This is a genomic window from Mesorhizobium sp. WSM4821, assembly GCF_055901555.1.
This window is the reverse complement of the sequence record NZ_CM148371.1, coordinates 4,859,422-4,874,619: the sequence shown is the minus strand read 5'-3', so window position 1 is coordinate 4,874,619 and position 15,198 is coordinate 4,859,422. Positions and strand designations below refer to the sequence as shown.

16 protein-coding genes and 1 tRNA gene are annotated in these 15,198 nt (G+C 62.9%); 3 read left to right on the top strand and 14 right to left on the bottom strand.

Translation table 11 applies throughout. From position 1 onward, the window contains the following. Window positions 1–43 precede the first annotated feature (43 nt). The 11 genes from AC0NID_RS23820 to AC0NID_RS23770 all read right to left on the bottom strand — a co-directional run bounded on the left by AC0NID_RS23820 (window position 44) and on the right by AC0NID_RS23770 (window position 9,723). On the bottom strand, window positions 44–532 hold the full coding sequence (locus AC0NID_RS23820) for an NUDIX hydrolase (RefSeq protein ID WP_473453114.1): 489 nt from the start codon (window positions 530–532) through the stop codon (window positions 44–46). A 231-nt stretch (window positions 533–763) separates the two neighbouring features. Continuing rightward, window positions 764–1,264, bottom strand: a complete 501-nt coding sequence (gene gpt, locus AC0NID_RS23815; RefSeq protein ID WP_473453115.1) for a xanthine phosphoribosyltransferase — start codon at window positions 1,262–1,264, stop codon at window positions 764–766. Window positions 1,265–1,443: 179 nt separating this feature from the next. Beyond that, window positions 1,444–2,277 carry a universal stress protein gene (locus tag AC0NID_RS23810; protein ID WP_473453116.1) on the bottom strand — a complete coding sequence of 278 codons (834 nt, stop codon included), beginning with the start codon at window positions 2,275–2,277 and terminating at the stop codon, window positions 1,444–1,446. Between the two features lie 83 nt (window positions 2,278–2,360). Further along, window positions 2,361–3,110: a competence/damage-inducible protein A gene (locus AC0NID_RS23805; RefSeq protein ID WP_473453117.1), complete on the bottom strand. Its 750-nt coding sequence runs from the start codon at window positions 3,108–3,110 to the stop codon at window positions 2,361–2,363. Window positions 3,111–3,263: 153 nt separating this feature from the next. Continuing rightward, window positions 3,264–4,157, bottom strand: a complete 894-nt coding sequence (locus AC0NID_RS23800; protein WP_473453118.1) for a carbohydrate ABC transporter permease — start codon at window positions 4,155–4,157, stop codon at window positions 3,264–3,266. A gap of 1 nt (window position 4,158) precedes the next feature. Continuing rightward, a complete protein-coding gene (locus AC0NID_RS23795) occupies window positions 4,159–5,097 on the bottom strand; it encodes a carbohydrate ABC transporter permease (protein WP_473453120.1) in 939 nt (312 codons plus the stop codon). A gap of 106 nt (window positions 5,098–5,203) precedes the next feature. Beyond that, complete coding sequence (locus AC0NID_RS23790; RefSeq protein ID WP_473453122.1) at window positions 5,204–6,529, bottom strand: ABC transporter substrate-binding protein; 1,326 nt, start codon at window positions 6,527–6,529, stop codon at window positions 5,204–5,206. Window positions 6,530–6,580: 51 nt separating this feature from the next. Next, complete coding sequence (locus tag AC0NID_RS23785) at window positions 6,581–7,663, bottom strand: ABC transporter ATP-binding protein (RefSeq protein WP_473453124.1); 1,083 nt, start codon at window positions 7,661–7,663, stop codon at window positions 6,581–6,583. Window positions 7,664–7,953: 290 nt separating this feature from the next. Continuing rightward, complete coding sequence (locus tag AC0NID_RS23780) at window positions 7,954–8,193, bottom strand: DUF2188 domain-containing protein (protein WP_292158746.1); 240 nt, start codon at window positions 8,191–8,193, stop codon at window positions 7,954–7,956. 31 nt (window positions 8,194–8,224) lie between these two features. After that, entirely contained in the window at window positions 8,225–8,530 is a 306-nt protein-coding gene (locus AC0NID_RS23775) for a DUF982 domain-containing protein (protein ID WP_473453127.1), read from the bottom strand. A gap of 89 nt (window positions 8,531–8,619) precedes the next feature. Then, window positions 8,620–9,723: an NADH:flavin oxidoreductase/NADH oxidase gene (locus AC0NID_RS23770; protein WP_473453129.1), complete on the bottom strand. Its 1,104-nt coding sequence runs from the start codon at window positions 9,721–9,723 to the stop codon at window positions 8,620–8,622. Between the two features lie 423 nt (window positions 9,724–10,146). Between AC0NID_RS23770 and AC0NID_RS23765 the strand changes: the two genes are divergently transcribed. Next, window positions 10,147–10,725 (top strand): NUDIX domain-containing protein, encoded by a 579-nt coding sequence (locus tag AC0NID_RS23765; protein WP_473453131.1) that lies wholly within the window; start codon window positions 10,147–10,149, stop codon window positions 10,723–10,725. 44 nt (window positions 10,726–10,769) lie between these two features. On the opposite strand, the gene AC0NID_RS23760 is transcribed toward AC0NID_RS23765, so the two are convergent. Continuing rightward, window positions 10,770–10,854: transfer RNA gene (locus tag AC0NID_RS23760), tRNA-Leu, on the bottom strand. A gap of 73 nt (window positions 10,855–10,927) precedes the next feature. Beyond that, complete coding sequence (locus tag AC0NID_RS23755; RefSeq protein ID WP_473453133.1) at window positions 10,928–11,197, bottom strand: alpha/beta fold hydrolase; 270 nt, start codon at window positions 11,195–11,197, stop codon at window positions 10,928–10,930. A gap of 297 nt (window positions 11,198–11,494) precedes the next feature. Here AC0NID_RS23755 and AC0NID_RS23750 point away from each other — a divergent pair, with 297 nt between their 5' ends. Together AC0NID_RS23750 and ade are read left to right on the top strand one after the other, a co-directional pair. Beyond that, window positions 11,495–11,674 carry a hypothetical protein gene (locus AC0NID_RS23750; protein ID WP_473453135.1) on the top strand — a complete coding sequence of 60 codons (180 nt, stop codon included), beginning with the start codon at window positions 11,495–11,497 and terminating at the stop codon, window positions 11,672–11,674. Window positions 11,675–12,127: 453 nt separating this feature from the next. After that, entirely contained in the window at window positions 12,128–13,939 is a 1,812-nt protein-coding gene (gene ade / locus AC0NID_RS23745) for an adenine deaminase (RefSeq protein WP_473453137.1), read from the top strand. A gap of 27 nt (window positions 13,940–13,966) precedes the next feature. Here the strand turns inward: ade and AC0NID_RS23740 are convergent, their stop codons facing one another. Further along, window positions 13,967–15,133: an alpha/beta hydrolase gene (locus AC0NID_RS23740; RefSeq protein WP_473453138.1), complete on the bottom strand. Its 1,167-nt coding sequence runs from the start codon at window positions 15,131–15,133 to the stop codon at window positions 13,967–13,969. Window positions 15,134–15,198 lie beyond the last annotated feature (65 nt).

Below are 15,198 nucleotides of genomic sequence, written 5' to 3'. Positions count from 1 at the left end.
AACGTCAGAGCAACTGAATGGATCCTTGAACTTGTCAACAGGCTCAGGAGAACTGGTGCGGGTCGGAACAGAAATGGGCGATGATCTGGCAAAGGTCCGGCTCGTTGACCATGCGCACGGCTTCAGTGGAACTGAACCATTTGCGGGTGCGCGACCGCTTCTCCTTCCACCGGTCGGCGATCTTGTCGACCTGCAACGGAAACACCAGGACCTCGCAAGGCACTTCCTCGCCGGAAGACAATGCCTTGGCATAGAAGTAGCGGCCGGCTTCGTGGTGGGAGATCGTGCCGCGCAGCCCGGCTTCCTCGCCCGCCTCGCGCGCCGCCGCTTTGCAAAGCGGTTCCTTGGCCTCGGGCCAACCCTTGGGAAGCACCCAGCGGCCGGTATCGCGGCTGGTGATCAGCATGATCTCGACGCCGTGCCCGGTATCGCGCCAAGGCAGGGCGGCAACCTGCAGGCGGCAAGGCGCCGTGCCGAAGAGCCGCTGGACCCTTTCGGCCAGATGGTTGTGCGTTGCTGGCCTCGTCAACATCGGAGAAGCTTGCCCCAGCTTCCAGAATCATTCGCCGTCTCGCGAATCTTACGGCTAATCATAAGCAATAAAAGTAAAAAACCTCATATCGGCTGGTTAACCACGCCAGGAGGCGACGATTCGGGAAATATCGTGCGCCGCGCCACTCTTTCAAGAAGTGCTCGCGGGCAAGAAGTGCTCGCGGGCAAGAAGTGCTCGCCGGTGTATTTCGAGTGAGCAGCTTTGCGCGAATCAGCCGATGTGGTCGTCGGCGATCGGCTTCTGGTAGGTGAAGCCCATATCCCACGGAAAATAGATCCAGGTGTCCTGGCTGACCTCGGTGACGAAGGTGTCGACCAGCGGCCTGCCTTTCGGTTTGGCGTAGACGGTGGCGAAATGCGCCTTCGGCATCATGGCGCGCACGATGCCCGCCGTCTTGCCGGTGTCGGTGAGGTCGTCGATGATCAGCACGCCGGCGCCGTCGTCGGCGAGCAGTGCCGGCGTGATCTCCTTCAGCACCTGCAACTGCCCCTGGCTGGTGTAGTCGTGATAGGAGGCGACGCAGACCGTCTCGATGACCCGGATGCCGAGTTCACGCGAGATGATGGCGGCCGGAACCAGGCCGCCGCGCGTGATGCAGTCGATCGCTTTCCACTGGCCTTGGCTGGCGCCGGCAAGCCGCCAGGCGAGCGCACGCGCATCGCGGTGGAACTGATCCCAGGAGACAGGAAAGGCCTTTTCGGGAAGGGACATTTTTCGCGCACTCCGCAGCGCGCGAGATCGCGCGCAGACACTTGAGGGAATGCGCGCGGAATTAACTGGAAAGCCTCGGTCTTGGCAAGGGCTTGGCATTGGCAAGGGCGGCGGCAAGCGATCCTTGCGGACTTGCCCCCTGTCGATCTGGCCCTTGTCGAACTTGCGCCCTTGTCGACCTACCGCGACAGGAAAGCCGCCACCGGCACCGTGCGCAGCACCGTGCGCGTCACCCCGCCGAACAGAAGCTGGCGCAGCCAGGAATGACTGTAGGCGCCGAGCACCAGCAAGTCGGCGCCGGTTTCGGCAACCCTGGTCTGGATGACGTCGTCGACCGAGAGGCCGCACGATTCCAGCACCGAGACGCTGACGTTGGCGCCATGCCTGGACAGCGCCGCGGCGATTTCGGCGCCGGCGGCCTCCGGTGCCTCGTCGAGCGTATCCGGCGGGTCGATGACGACGACATCCGTCTTCTCGGCCTCGATGATGAAGGGCAGCGCGTCGAAGGCGGCGCGCGCCGCCTCCTTGCTGCCGTTCCAGGCGAGCAGCACATGCTTGAAACTGGTGACGAGCGGACCCGAATGCGGCACGACCAGCACCGGGCGGCCGGCATCGTAGACCAGCGTGTCGACGTCGGCGCTCGGATCGCCGCCCGACTCGCGCTGCGCTGCGATGATCAGGTCCGCGGTGCGAACGGTCGAGATGCCGGTCAGCGCGCTGTCGCCGGAAAAGCTCTCGAGGCTGCGCCACTCGAAGGACAGGCCGGAATCCTCGACATGCCTGAGGAAAACCGCCTGCAATTTCTCGGCACGCTCCTTGCTCATCTCGGCCGAAACCTGCAGGAACTCGGTGTCCGGAAAGCCGGTGGCCGAAGTATAGGGGACGGGAAGCGCTTCGGCATGAATGCCGATGAGATGGCTCTGGAACCTGTCGGCAAGCGGAATCGCGCATTCAAGCACGCGCTCGGCGTCCTCTTCGTTCTGCAGTATCGCGACGATTGTCTTGAATCGCATGGTAATCCCTCATTTTACGGCGATCGAAACTCGCCCGCGAGGAACGTTATAGCGCGATGCTTGGTTCCACCATCGCCAGCCGATCAGCTCGCCTTGCTAGCCTTGGTCAAACCCGCCACCATAGCCTCGACGTCGGCGCGCGCCGCGTCCAGCACCTCCTGGCTGCGGGCGCGGACGACCAGCTCCGTCCAGAACTTGCCGTCGCCATATTTCGGGTAGGATCCAATGATCGTATCCGGATGCGCCTTCTGGATGTCGCCCAGCGGTCCGCCGACCAGGCCTTCGCCGAACGGACAGTGCACCGTGGCCGACAGCATTTTGGTGCCGGCTTTCAGCGTCGGCACGACATTGTCGAGCATGGCCTGGAAAATCGACGGCACGCCGGCCATGACATGCACGTTGCCGATGCGGAAGCCCGGCGCGATGGAGACAGGATTATCGATATGGTCGGCGCCGCGCGGCATCCGCGCCATGCGTTTGCGCGCCTCGGTGTATTCGATGCCGCGCGCGGCGTAGCTCGCTTCCAGCATGGCATAGGCCTTGGCGTCGTATTCGCAGGGCACGCCGAAGGCCTTGGCGATCGAATCCGCGGTGATGTCGTCATGCGTTGGGCCGATGCCGCCGGTGGTGAAGACATAGGTGCAGCGGGCACGCACCGCATTCACCGCGGCGACGATCTCGTCTTCCTCGTCTGGAACGATGCGCACCTCCTTCAGGTCGATGCCGATCGCCGTCATGATGTCGGCGAGATGGCCGATATTCTTGTCCTTGGTGCGGCCGGACAGAATCTCGTCGCCGATGACGAGCATGGCGGCGGTGACGATTTCGGGCATGGGAGGCTCCGGCAAAAAGTCGCCTTAGGCAGACAGGGTCCTGAGATAGCGCGGCGGATGGCCGGCGGCAATGCGGTATCGCTAGTGCCGCAGCAGCGGGGCAATCGCTTGAGGTTTGCCGCGCATTGCCGACCGCGCGTTTGCGGCTGGGCGCTATTCCTTGACCGCGCCGGTCATCGAGGACACGTAGTGCTCGACAAAGAATGAATAGAGCACGACCACCGGCAGCGAGCCGATCAGCGCTCCGGCCATCAGCGCTCCCCATTCATAGACGTCGGAGCGGACAAGCTCCGTGAGCACCCCGACCGGCACAGTCTTGTTTTCGGACGACTGGATGAACGTCAGCGCATAGATGAATTCGTTCCACGACAGGGTGAATGCGAATATGCCCGCGGAAATCAGGCCGGGCACCGACAGCGGCAGCACGATCTTGGTGAGGATCTGCCACCGGCTCGCCCCGTCGATCAGCGCGCATTCTTCCAGTTCGAACGGGATGGAGCGGAAGTAACCCATCAGCAGCCAGATGCAGAACGGGATCAGGAAGGTCGGGTAGGTGAGAATGAGCGCGAAAGGCGTGTCGTAAAGCCCAAGGTTGAAGACCATCACCGACAGCGGGATGAACAGGATCGAGGGCGGCACGAGATAGCCGAGGAAGATCGCTAGCCCGACGTGCCGCGCCCCGGAAAACCTGAGCCGCTCGATCGCGTAGGCCGCGAACACCGCGGCCAGCAGCGACAGGAATGTCGCGGCTGTCGAGATGATGATCGTGTTGAGCAGCCAGCCCGGATAGGACGTATCGAACAAGAGATAGCGGATGTGCTCAAACGTCGGATGCACGACCCAGAACGGATTGAAATTGGCGTAGTCGGTCATCTCGAGATTGGGCTTAATCGCCGTGATTGTCATCCAGTAGAATGGGAACAACAGCACGATGACGAACACCAGCAACGGCAGATAGACCGTCACCACGCGCCGCGGCAGGCTTTGAAGGTAGCCCATGCCGCCTTCGTCGAGTTCCGGACGTTTCGTTTTTTTGATTGCGGCCATGTCAGTCTCCTCCGCCCTGCTGCCATTTGCGGCGTTGCAGGCCGAAATAGCTGAACAGGATCGCCGCAAGCAGGAATGGGATCATGGCGACCGCGATTGCGGAGCCCTCGCCAAGCTGGCCTCCCGAAATGCCGCGCTGAAAGGACAATGTCGCCATCAGATGGGTGGCGTTGACCGGTCCGCCGCGGGTCAGCACATAGATCAGCTGGAAGTCGGTGAAGGTGAACAGCACCGAAAACGTCATGGTGATGGCGATAATCGGCGTCAGCAGCGGCAGCGTCACATAGCGGAACAATTGCCAGCGGCTGGCGCCGTCGAGCGTGGCGGCTTCGTAAAGCGACTGTGGAATCGTCTGCAGGCCGGCAAGCAGCGTGATGGCGACGAACGGAATGCCGCGCCAGACATTGGCCGCGATGACCGAAGCGCGCGCGTTCTCCGGATCGCCGAGGAAATTGATGCGATGGTCGATCAGGCCCATTTCCATAAGCGCCCAGGACAGGATGGAGAACTGCGAATCGTAGATCCACCAGAAGGCGATGGCCGACAGCACTGTCGGGACCACAAACGGCAGCAGGATGATCGCGCGGAAGAAGGATTTGAAGGGAAGGTTTTGATTGAGAATAAGCGCCAGCCAGAGGCCGAGCGCGAACTTCAGGATCGAGGCGCTTATCGTGTAGAGCAAGGTGTTGAAGACGGAGAGCCAGAAGACGGCATCATCCCACAGATATTGGTAGTTTTCGGTGCCTATGAAAATACCGGGGCGGCCGATGCGGGCATCCGTGAAGCCGAGCCAGACGCCGAGCCCGAGCGGATAGGTCAGGAACACCAGCAGCAGCGCCGCCGCCGGCAGCATGAAGCCGAAGCTAAGCGCGTTCCGGCTTTCGCTCAGGCGAGACAGGATCGACGGACGCGGCTGAACGGCAGCGGACGATACGGCCATGCGATGGCTCCTCATGAGGTCTGGTGGCGTTGACGCCCGAGCGGCCGCCACGCGATAGCGAAACCGGACCGGGCAGCGCGGTTGCGGCTGCCCGGCTGCGCTGCGATCAAACGCGATAGTACCGGTTTGCGCGCTTTTCCGCCTCTTCCATCGCCTCCTGGGGCGTGGCCTGGCCGGTCACCGCCTTGGCGAACATGTCCACCAGGACATAGTCGGCCATGGTCGCCGCCGAGGCATAGCCGAGCGGTCCGGCAAAGCCATTCGGACGCAGCGTCGCCGAGGCCTTGGCGTAAGCGGCATTGTTTGGGTCGGCCGTCCACACGGGATTGTTGTCGAAGGCTTTGAGCGTCTGGCAGCAATAGCCGGCCGAGGAGGTGACCCACTCCGCCATTTGCTGTTCCTCGAACATGAACTGCAGATAGGCCTTGGCCGCATTGGGGTAGGGCGTGTAGTCGAAGATCACGGCCGAGGTCACCTGGAACAGCTCGACGGATTTGCCGACAGGACCGATCGGCAGGTTGGTCGTGCGGATGTCCTTGGCCATTTCAGCCAGCTTCGGATCATTGTCCTTGTTGATCTTGGCCGTGTTGTAGGCGGAAATGCCGTTGGCGATGACACTGAGTTCGCCGGCCAGGAAGGCGCGGTTGTTGTTGACGTCGAGCCAGCTCTCGGTGCCGGGAATGAAGGTCTTGTAGAGTTCCTGCGCGTATTCGATCGCCTTGAGCGTCTCGGGGCTGTTGATCGTCACCTTTCCGCTTTCGTCGACCATTTGGCCGCCGTGGCTCCACAGCAGCCAGTGGGCGTAGTTGTTGCCGTCGCCGACGCCGTGGCCGTGCGTGAAGCCGGCCGGATGCCCCTTCGCCTGCAACGCCTTGCAAAGCTCGAGCAAGCCTGCCGTGTCCTTCGGAAACTCCGAGAAACCAGCCTCCTTTACCCAGCTTTCCCGATAGACGATGGCATTGCCGATGGTGGCCAGGGGCAGGCCGAGGAATTTGCCCTCCCGCGTCGCATATTGCTTTGGTCCGTCGTGCCAGCCGCCGTATTTCGAGCCGAGATACTCGCCCAGCTCGGTCACGTCGTGTAGCTTGTCGGGATATTGATGCGGGTCGTCGAACCAGACCAGCATCAGATCCGGGCCGGAGCCGACATTGGCGGCGACCGCCGCCTTGGGGCGAATGTCCTCCCAGCTTTCCTTGTCGACGCGGACCTCGACGCCTGTCGCCTCGGTGAACCGCTTGGTGTTGGCCAGCCATTGATCCTCATCGCCCTGTACGAAGGGCGACCAACGCAGCATCCGCAGCTTTGCACCGTCCTCGGGCTTGTATGTCAACCCCTCCTGGGCAAAGGCGGGTGAGCTGGCGAACCGGCTTCCCAAGACTCCCGCCGCCGCGCCGGCGGTTGTGCGGATCACGTCACGTCTGGTGAATTTCATGCTCGTTCCTCCTGTTTATTGTCGTTGCCGTCCAGTCTTGCCGTCCAGTCCTTACTGCTCGGTACGCTTTGCGAAACGCTGTCCGGTTTGGCCGTGAAAGAGATGAATGAGGCCGGGCTCGGCCGTAAGGTGGATGGTTTCGCCCGGCGTGAAGGAATGGCGTTCCCGGAAATTCGCGACGATCTCCTCGCCGCCTGCTGTCCGGCCGATGAGCTGCACTTCGGACCCTGTCGGTTCGACCACCACGACAGTGACCGGAATGCCCTGATCGGACAGCCGCAAATGCTCGGGCCGTATCCCCAGCACCACCGGTTCGCCACTGCCGACGGAAAGTGTTGTGGCCAACGGGACTGAAATCCCGCCGGAGCCGCGAAACGATGGCGAGCCGTCGGTAGCGATTTCACCCCTGAGCATGTTCATGGCCGGCGAGCCGATGAAGCTGGCGACAAAAAGATTGTTCGGCCGGTCGTAGAGTTCCAGCGGCGGCCCGATCTGCTCGACCAGGCCGTCATGCATGACGACGATCTTGTCGGCCATGGTCATCGCCTCGATCTGGTCGTGTGTGACATAGACCGTCGTGGTCTTCAGGCGCTGGTGCAGTTCCTTGATCTCGGCGCGCATCTGCACCCGGAGCTTGGCGTCGAGATTGGACAGCGGCTCGTCGAACAGGAAGACCGCCGGATCGCGCACGATCGCCCGACCCATGGCGACGCGCTGGCGCTGGCCGCCGGAAAGCTGCCGGGGATAGCGCGACAGCAACGGCACCAGCCCCAGGATTTCGGCCGCACGCTGAACGCTGGCGCCGCTTTCGGCCTTCGAAACACCCTTAAGCATGAGCGAGAACGCCATGTTCTCCGCGACGGTCATGTGCGGGTAGAGCGCGTAGTTCTGGAAGACCATGGCGACGTCGCGTTCTTTTGGCGCAACATTGTTGACGACACGCTCGCCGATCGCGATCTGGCCGCGAGAAATCTTTTCCAGGCCGGCGATCATCCTGAGAAGGGTCGATTTTCCGCAGCCCGACGGCCCGACCAGCGTGACGAACTCGCCGTCGTCTATATCCACGCTGACTCCGTGGAGAATCTCGACGGTTCCGAATGATTTGTAGACATCGCCAATTGCGACAGACGCCATCGATTTCCTCCCGAATGCTTCCTGCGACGTCTTCGAAGGAAACCGCTTCCTGTCTGGCCCGCGGCAGCTGCCAAGCTCCCCCCTGGTCACGCGCGATGATGAAACGGTAGCGCTACCAAGCCTGCCTGTAAAGCCGCTGCGTGGCAAGCGCCCTTCTTGGTCGCCGCCGATTGTGGCGCTCCCATCGGGAGTTCATATCCGCCATGTCCGGGACCGGAACAAGTGAACGACTTGCCAGGCCCGAGCTCCTTAAACCGGAGGTGCGAGAAGCCATTGGTAACGACGCCAGCCTAATCGGAAACTTCGGTTTGCGGCCGGTCTCGGCCATCGGCGAGCTCGTCGTGCCACTTGCCGTCGGCATCCTCGTACTGGATGCCGTCCGTGGTGCCGGCGACCTGCTGCTCGGCCGAAGCGATCTCGGCGGCGCGCAACGCGTCATCGTGAGTGGGGAAGGTTTCCGAGAATGTCGAGCCGACCTTGTAGGCCCAGCCCCCGTCATGCTCGACGATCTTGTAGGTCAGCTTCGCCATGAAATCCTCCGGTGGAAAAAGCTCAGTCTGCTCAATGCAGTTTGTCTTTGGGCAGTCTGTCCTTGGGCTTGTCTTGGGGCAGCCTGTCGTCGGGAACCAGCACGTCCGATTCCTTCGCGGCTTCGACCAGTGCCCGGCGCGCATCCGCAGTCGAACGATAACCTTCCAGCACTTTTAAGCAAGTGTCGAGGGCATCGCGATGCCGAGGGCCGCGATTGAGCGGCCAGACCGTCATCAGGCATTCGGCCGCCTCCTGGGTGCTGCGGATTTCACGGTATTTGCCGACATGGCCAAGTTCGACCACGACCGGCTTTTCGAAAGGCTTGTTGTCCATCATCGCCGCCAACGCTGAGCGGCCGATTTGGTTGCAACGCCTCCGCTAGGAGGGCTCAAGCGCCGCAGTCGCTGGAGCCGCAGCCGAGCCGGTCAGCCGGCCGCCTTCATCCAGTGCTGCATGGTCGTCACCGAGCGGGCAAGCTGGGGCGCCGGGTGGATCTTCTGGCCGAAAGTGGCCGCGGCGCGCCACGCCCAGCGCGGGTCGGCGAGGAAGGCGCGGGCCAGGGCCACCATGTCGGCGCGGCCCTCGGCAACGATCGCCTCGGCCTGCTTCGGGTCGTCGATCAGGCCGACGGCCCGCGTCGGGATGCCGGCTCCCTTGCGCACGGCTTCCGCCAGATGCACCTGGTAGCCTGGGCCTGTCGGCAGCTTCTGCAGCGGCGAATTGCCGCCGCTGGAGCAGCAGAGATAGGCGATGCCCTCTGCCTTCAGCGCCTTGGCCACTTCGATCGCGTCCTCGACATCGAAGCCGCCATCGACCCATTCCTTGACCGACAGGCGCGCCCCCAGCATCAGCTTGGGGACCGCCTTTCTCACCGCCTTGGCGATCTCGACGACAAAACGGATGCGGTTTTCCAGCGAGCCGCCCCAGCGGTCGGTGCGCTGGTTGGAAAGCGGCGACAGGAACTGGAAGATCAGATAGCCGTGTGCTGCATGCAATTCGATGAAGTCGAAGCCGGCTCGCTCGGCCCGCCTTGCCGCATCAGTGAAGCGTTCGATGATGTGCAGGATCTCCTCTTCCTCCAGCGCCCGCGGCACCTGCCAACCGGTGTCGTAGGCGATTGCCGAGGCGGACACGATCGGCCACGGGTCCTGATCGGCCGTGAGCGGGCCGCCGCCTTCCCATGGTTTCTGGTTGGAAGCCTTGCGGCCGGCATGGGCAAGCTGCGTGCCGAATTTGGTGCCGGGAGCGGCGACGCGCTTGGCGGCATCCAACGCGCGCCGGGCGGCCGCCTCGTTGTCGTCGGAATAAAGGCCGAGGCAGCCATGCGAGATGCGGCCGCGCCGCTCGACGTCGGTCATCTCGACGGTGACCATGCCGGCGCCGGACATCGCCAGGTTCATCCAGTGGTACAAGTGCCAGTCGCTGGCGCAACCGTCATCGGCGGAATACTGGCACATCGGCGCGACCGCGATGCGGTTGGGAAAAGTCAGGCCGTCAAGCGTGATCGGCTGGAAAAGGGATGTGGTCAACGAAAAAAACTCCGGGGAGGGGCTGTCGGTATTTAGGCAATGGATTGCGCCTGCGCCAGACACGAGGCGGTGAAGCGGTCATCTGGACAGCTTAAACATTCCGAAGCAGGCGTCGTCGGCGAAGCTGCCGATCTCCCCCGCAAGGGGCAATCGCATATTGGGGGTCCCCCTCATCCGGCCGCTTCGCGGCCACCTTCTCCCCGTTGGGGAGAAGAGGCTGGCATCAACGCTGGCGACCTCCTCTCCCCTTGGGGAGAGGTCGGATTGCCCCGAATTGCTCTTCGCAATTTCGGTTGGCAATCCGGGTGAGGGGGCTCTTGCCCATATGCGATTGCCCTGGCCACTTACCGGCTGTCATTGCCATCGGGATTGCGCAGCGGTCGGTTCGCGGCTAGGCCTCGCGCCGGCAGCACGGAGTTCATCATGGAAGACCGCATTCGCATTCGTTCGGAGGAAGTCCTTTCCGACGACTGGGCAGTCCTGAAAAAGACCGTCCTCGATTACCGCCGGCGCGACGGGCAATGGGAGACGCAGATCCGCCAGACCTACGATCGCGGCGACGGGGCGGTGATCCTGCCTTACGACCCGGAGCGCTCGACGGTTCTGCTCGTGCGGCAGTTCCGTTACCCGGCCTATGTCACCGGCCACCGCGAGCCGCTGATCGAGGCCTGCGCCGGCCTGCTCGATGAACACGATCCGGAAACCTGCATCCGCAAGGAGGCGGAAGAGGAACTCGGCTACCACCTGAAGCACGTCGAGCGGCTGTTCGCGCCCTATATGAGCCCCGGCAGCGTGACCGAGCGGCTCTGGTTCTTCGTCGCGCGCTATTCGCCCGCCGACCGCATCTCGGCCGGCGGCGGCGCCCCGGACGAAGGCGAGGACATCGAGGTTCTGGAAATGCCGCTCGACGAGGCTTTGGCCGGCATCGCCGACGGCCGAATCGTCGACGCCAAGACGATCATTTTGATCCAGCACCTGAAGCTGAACCCGATCCGGGCTTGATCCGCCGGAACCTGGCTGCGTCGGCAGGGTCGTGCCAGTGTTGCTGGTGCGGACGGCGGGGATCGAACCCGCACGGATTGCTCCGAGGGATTTTAAGTCCCTTGCGTCTACCAATTCCGCCACGTCCGCAGGCCAGCCCTTTTCAGCCGCCAGACCAAGGTCGTCAAGCCGTCTTCTGCCATCTGTGGCTTGGACGGTGCCTTTACTTCGCGTCGATGAAGTCGAGCACTGACCGGCTATACTCATCCGGCGCCTGCAGCGAGGCGAAATGGCTGAGGTTGGGCAGGGTGGTGAGCTTGGCGCCTTGGATCGCCCCGGCCATGTATTGGGTGTGCTCGCGCTTGCTAGAGCCGGCTACAAATCCGCTGTGGCGGCGGGTAAACAGCATAGCTGCCGTCCCCGCCAGCGGCATTTCCTCTCGCTGGCAGGGGCCAAGCACCCCTTGAGATTCAAAAAACAAGATCGTTTCCATCTGGAACCATTTCGGAGTGGCTGAGTTCGGACTGAAGCTAATGGAATCCCGAACATGGCAGAGTTGGACACAGGACGAGGGAAGTCTGTTGCCAAAGCCGTACGGCAATTGATCCGTCCGAGGATAATCGCTGGCATTTACACGACGTGCTGGACCTGGCTGTCGACTCACGGGTGCGCAGCGCCCTTGCCGCATTGCTCGAGGCGCTCGATCGGGCCGGACGGGAAACATTTCCGCAATCCCGGATCCTGAACGAGCGATGACCGGGTAAACAGGCCAATCTTCTCCTCCATCCCCATGGCTCAACGCTACGACATTGAGAAGACACCTGAAGGCACGTGGGACGTCATCGACGTCTTCACGGGGCTGCCGGTTGTCGAGGTGGGGGTCCCCTTGATCGACATGCCCATCGAGGAGGCCGACGATCTGGTCGACCTTCTCAACTGCCGCGACAGGGAACATCGGGAGGACACCTAGCGGCGGCGTCCCTGACCTGAAGTCCGCCGCCAAAGCGCATCACCGTTCGGAGGAAGCGTTCCCTCGGCCGTCAAGCCGTCTTCCGCCACCCGTGGCTTGGCCAACTGGCTGTATTCGCCCGGCGCCTGCAGCGAGGCGAAATGACTGAGGTTGGGGACGAGTTTGGCGCGCAAATGAGCACTATGAATAAATTCCTAGCATAACTGCCGTCACCTGTCAGGTTGAAAACTTCCGCTCGCAACAGAGCAATCGCCTTAATGCGCCTGCCTCCGCAGAACTTAGGTTCTTCTCCCCGCTCCGCGGGGCGAGGAACCCAAGTCCTGCAACCCGGCGTCCGCAGCGCAAGGAGCAGCGCAAAGCCGAGGTAATTGTCGCAAAAAGCGTTAACCCGAGTTCCTCGCTGGTCAAAACGCCCGCGGCTTGGCACAGTCGGGAAAACCAGGAGCTCTCTCAATGCCGAAGTCCGCCAACGCGACGAAACCCAAACCATGGGCCGAAATGGCGACGCATCTGGTCGACGTCGCGATGGGCAGGAATCCGGCCGACCTCGTCATCCGCAACGGGCGCTGGGTGAACGTTCATTCGGGCGAGATCATCGCCGGCACCGACATTGCCATTGCCGGCGGCCGCTTTGCCTATTGCGGACCGAATGCCGGTCACGCCATCGGGCAGGGCACCAAGGTGGTCGACGCCGGCGGGCGCTATCTGGTGCCGGGCCTTTGCGATGCGCATATGCATGTCGAGAGCGGCATGGTGACAGTGACGGAGTTCTGTCGCGCGGTCATCCCGCATGGCACCACCTCGATGTTCATCGACCCGCACGAGATCGCCAACGTGCTTGGCCTGCCGGGCGTGCGGCTGATGCATGACGAGGCCATCGCCATGCCTGTCAACGTGCATGTGCAGATGCCGTCCTGCGTGCCCTCAGCACCCGGGCTGGAGCATGCCGGCGCCGAGCTGACGGTCGCCGATGTCACTGAAGCGATGAGCTGGGAAAACATCATCGGTCTTGGCGAGGTGATGAATTTTCCCGGCGTCGCCGCCAACGATCCGGTGATGGCGGGCGAGATCGCCGCGACGGTGAGGGCGGGCAAGACCGTCGGCGGCCACTATGCCTCGCGCGATCTCGGCCTGCCGTTCCACGGCTATGTCGCCGGTGGACCGGAGGACGACCACGAAGGCACGCGCGCCGAGGACGCCATCGCCCGCGTCCGCCAAGGCATGAAGGCGATGCTCAGGCTGGGTTCGGCCTGGTACGACGTCGCCTCGCAGATCAAGGCGGTGACGGAGAGCGGGCTCGACCCGCGCAATTTCATCCTGTGCACCGACGACAGCCATTCCGGCACGCTTGTCCATGAAGGCCATATGGACCGGGTGGTCCGGCACGCCATCAGCCAGGGGCTGAAGCCGGTGACGGCGATCCAGATGGCGACGCTCAACACCGCCCAGCATTTCAGGCTGGAGCGCGAGATCGGTTCGATCGCGCCGGGGCGGCTCGCCGATCTGCTGATCGTCTCCGATCTGGCCGCGATGACCATCGACGAGGTCTATGGCCGCGGCGTCAGGCTGGCCAAGGGCGGCAAGCTCGAAATCGAAATTCCGGCCTATGATTATCCGAGGACCGCGAAGAACACCGTCAAGCTCGGCAGGAAGCTCAAGTCAGGGGATTTCGACATCGTGGCGCCCAAGGGCGCCAATGAGGTGCGGGTGCGCGTCATTGGCGTGATCGAGAACCAGGCGCCGACGCGGGCCCTCGAGGCCGATCTTCCGGTAGAGGACGGGCTGGTCGCCATGGACCGCCGCAACGACGTCTGCCAGATCGCGCTGGTCGAGCGCCACCGGGGCACGGGCGGCGTCACCAATGCCTTCGTCTCCGGCTTCGGCTATATGGCCGACTGCGCCATGGCTTCCAGCGTGGCGCATGATGCCCACCACATCATCGTCGTTGGCACCAACAAGCAGGACATGGCATTGGCGGTCAATCGGCTGGGCGAGGTCGGCGGCGGCGTCGTGCTGTTCTCCAAGGGCAAGGAAGTGGCGCTGGTCGAAATGCCGATCGCCGGGCTGATGTCGGACGAGCGCGCGGAAATCGTCGCGGCCAAGGCGGACAAACTCACCGAGGCGATGCGCAAGATGGGCTGTTCCCTCAACAACGCCTATATGCAGCACTCGCTTCTGGCGCTTGTCGTCATTCCGGAACTGAGGATTTCCGATGTTGGCCTGATCGACGTGACGACGTTTCAGCAGGTCGATTTGTTCGTCTGACATTGGCCAAGGCGCGAACCCACGCCCTCATCCGCCGGTGGCGATGGTCAGCACCTTGAACGGCGTGGTGATGACGATCTCGGCGACGGAGCCGACGGCCTTACCGATGCCCTGGCCGAGATTGTCGATCGGCTGCGCCGGATTGGCTTCTTCCGATGCCAGGCCGGCCGGGGCGCGCAGCCGATCGCCGAGCAACTGCACCAGGAACGGGTTATCGGCGAATTTGGCGTGGTTCAGCCGGTCGCCGCCTTTGGTCTTGGTCAGGTCGGCCACCGACACGCCATAGCTGGCGAGGTCGGCCGCATCGCCATAGTCGCCGACGCGCGGCTTGTCGCCGGAAATCAGGGAGGAGAGCCTGAGGGCGCGATCGTCGCCCGAAAGCAGGATGACGAAAGGCTTGTCTGGCTTGCCATAGCGGATCATCTGCTTCTTGAACACGTCGACATCGATATCGGGCGAGGCAAGGATGACGTAACCCAGCTTGTCGTCGAGATCGCGGTCGCCGGTGATGGCAAGCTGGCGCAGCGCCTCCATCGTCACCCAGGTGCCCATCGAATGGGCGATGATGTCGATGCTCTTGGCCTTCGTCTTGGCCAGCATGCGCAGGGTCTCTTCGAGATCGTCGCGCGCGGCGTTGGCGCTTTCCTTGTCGTAGATATAGCCGGTGGTCTTGCCGCTCGACGCCCATGAGAACAGCACCGGCGTGCCGGAATAGTTCGTGTCGTGCGCGATCTGCGTCAGCCGGTAGATGCCGTCGTCGAAGCCGTTGTTGAAGCCGTGCACGAAAACCAGCGCACGATCGCCGCGCATGGCGATGTCGGCGCCGACCGCCTTGGCGAATTGCGGGGCGCCTTCGTAGAAGGTGACCTCGGTTGCGGTGAAGTCCTTCGCCGGATTGCTGTTGGCGGAGCCCTTGGCCCGTTCGATGGCGCCGACCTGATGGACCTTCGGAACGGTGACCTCGACACTGGCAAAACTGGTGGTCGGTGAACGGTCACCGTCGAACACTTGCCTCGGAGCTTTCGTTGCCTTTTTCCGGGTGGTGGCGACGAAGATCTTATGCGTGGCAGCGATGTCGGAGGCAGGCACCGTGACAGCCGCCGTGTTGAGAAGATCGTGTGTCTTCCGGCCAGCGCAGCCGGTGACGGCGAGCGCGAGCGCAACGACGAGGAAAATCTTCGGAAACACGGTCACGCAGGCTCCCGAAGGGACGTCAACCGTATGACGCCTTTGGCCATCTCGATAGAGGCACGGCCCGG

What these genes read in the sequence shown, in the direction of transcription:
- AC0NID_RS23820 (WP_473453114.1), bottom strand. Translation starts at nt 532, where the DNA reads ATGTTGACGAGGCCAGCAACGCACAACCATCTGGCCGAAAGGGTCCAG.
- gpt (WP_473453115.1), bottom strand. Translation starts at nt 1,264, where the DNA reads ATGTCCCTTCCCGAAAAGGCCTTTCCTGTCTCCTGGGATCAGTTCCAC.
- AC0NID_RS23810 (WP_473453116.1), bottom strand. Translation starts at nt 2,277, where the DNA reads ATGCGATTCAAGACAATCGTCGCGATACTGCAGAACGAAGAGGACGCC.
- AC0NID_RS23805 (WP_473453117.1), bottom strand. Translation starts at nt 3,110, where the DNA reads ATGCCCGAAATCGTCACCGCCGCCATGCTCGTCATCGGCGACGAGATT.
- AC0NID_RS23800 (WP_473453118.1), bottom strand. Translation starts at nt 4,157, where the DNA reads ATGGCCGCAATCAAAAAAACGAAACGTCCGGAACTCGACGAAGGCGGC.
- AC0NID_RS23795 (WP_473453120.1), bottom strand. Translation starts at nt 5,097, where the DNA reads ATGGCCGTATCGTCCGCTGCCGTTCAGCCGCGTCCGTCGATCCTGTCT.
- AC0NID_RS23790 (WP_473453122.1), bottom strand. Translation starts at nt 6,529, where the DNA reads ATGAAATTCACCAGACGTGACGTGATCCGCACAACCGCCGGCGCGGCG.
- AC0NID_RS23785 (WP_473453124.1), bottom strand. Translation starts at nt 7,663, where the DNA reads ATGGCGTCTGTCGCAATTGGCGATGTCTACAAATCATTCGGAACCGTC.
- AC0NID_RS23780 (WP_292158746.1), bottom strand. Translation starts at nt 8,193, where the DNA reads ATGGCGAAGCTGACCTACAAGATCGTCGAGCATGACGGGGGCTGGGCC.
- AC0NID_RS23775 (WP_473453127.1), bottom strand. Translation starts at nt 8,530, where the DNA reads ATGATGGACAACAAGCCTTTCGAAAAGCCGGTCGTGGTCGAACTTGGC.
- AC0NID_RS23765 (WP_473453131.1), top strand. Translation starts at nt 10,147, where the DNA reads ATGGAAGACCGCATTCGCATTCGTTCGGAGGAAGTCCTTTCCGACGAC.
- AC0NID_RS23755 (WP_473453133.1), bottom strand. Translation starts at nt 11,197, where the DNA reads ATGGAAACGATCTTGTTTTTTGAATCTCAAGGGGTGCTTGGCCCCTGC.
- AC0NID_RS23750 (WP_473453135.1), top strand. Translation starts at nt 11,495, where the DNA reads ATGGCTCAACGCTACGACATTGAGAAGACACCTGAAGGCACGTGGGAC.
- ade (WP_473453137.1), top strand. Translation starts at nt 12,128, where the DNA reads ATGCCGAAGTCCGCCAACGCGACGAAACCCAAACCATGGGCCGAAATG.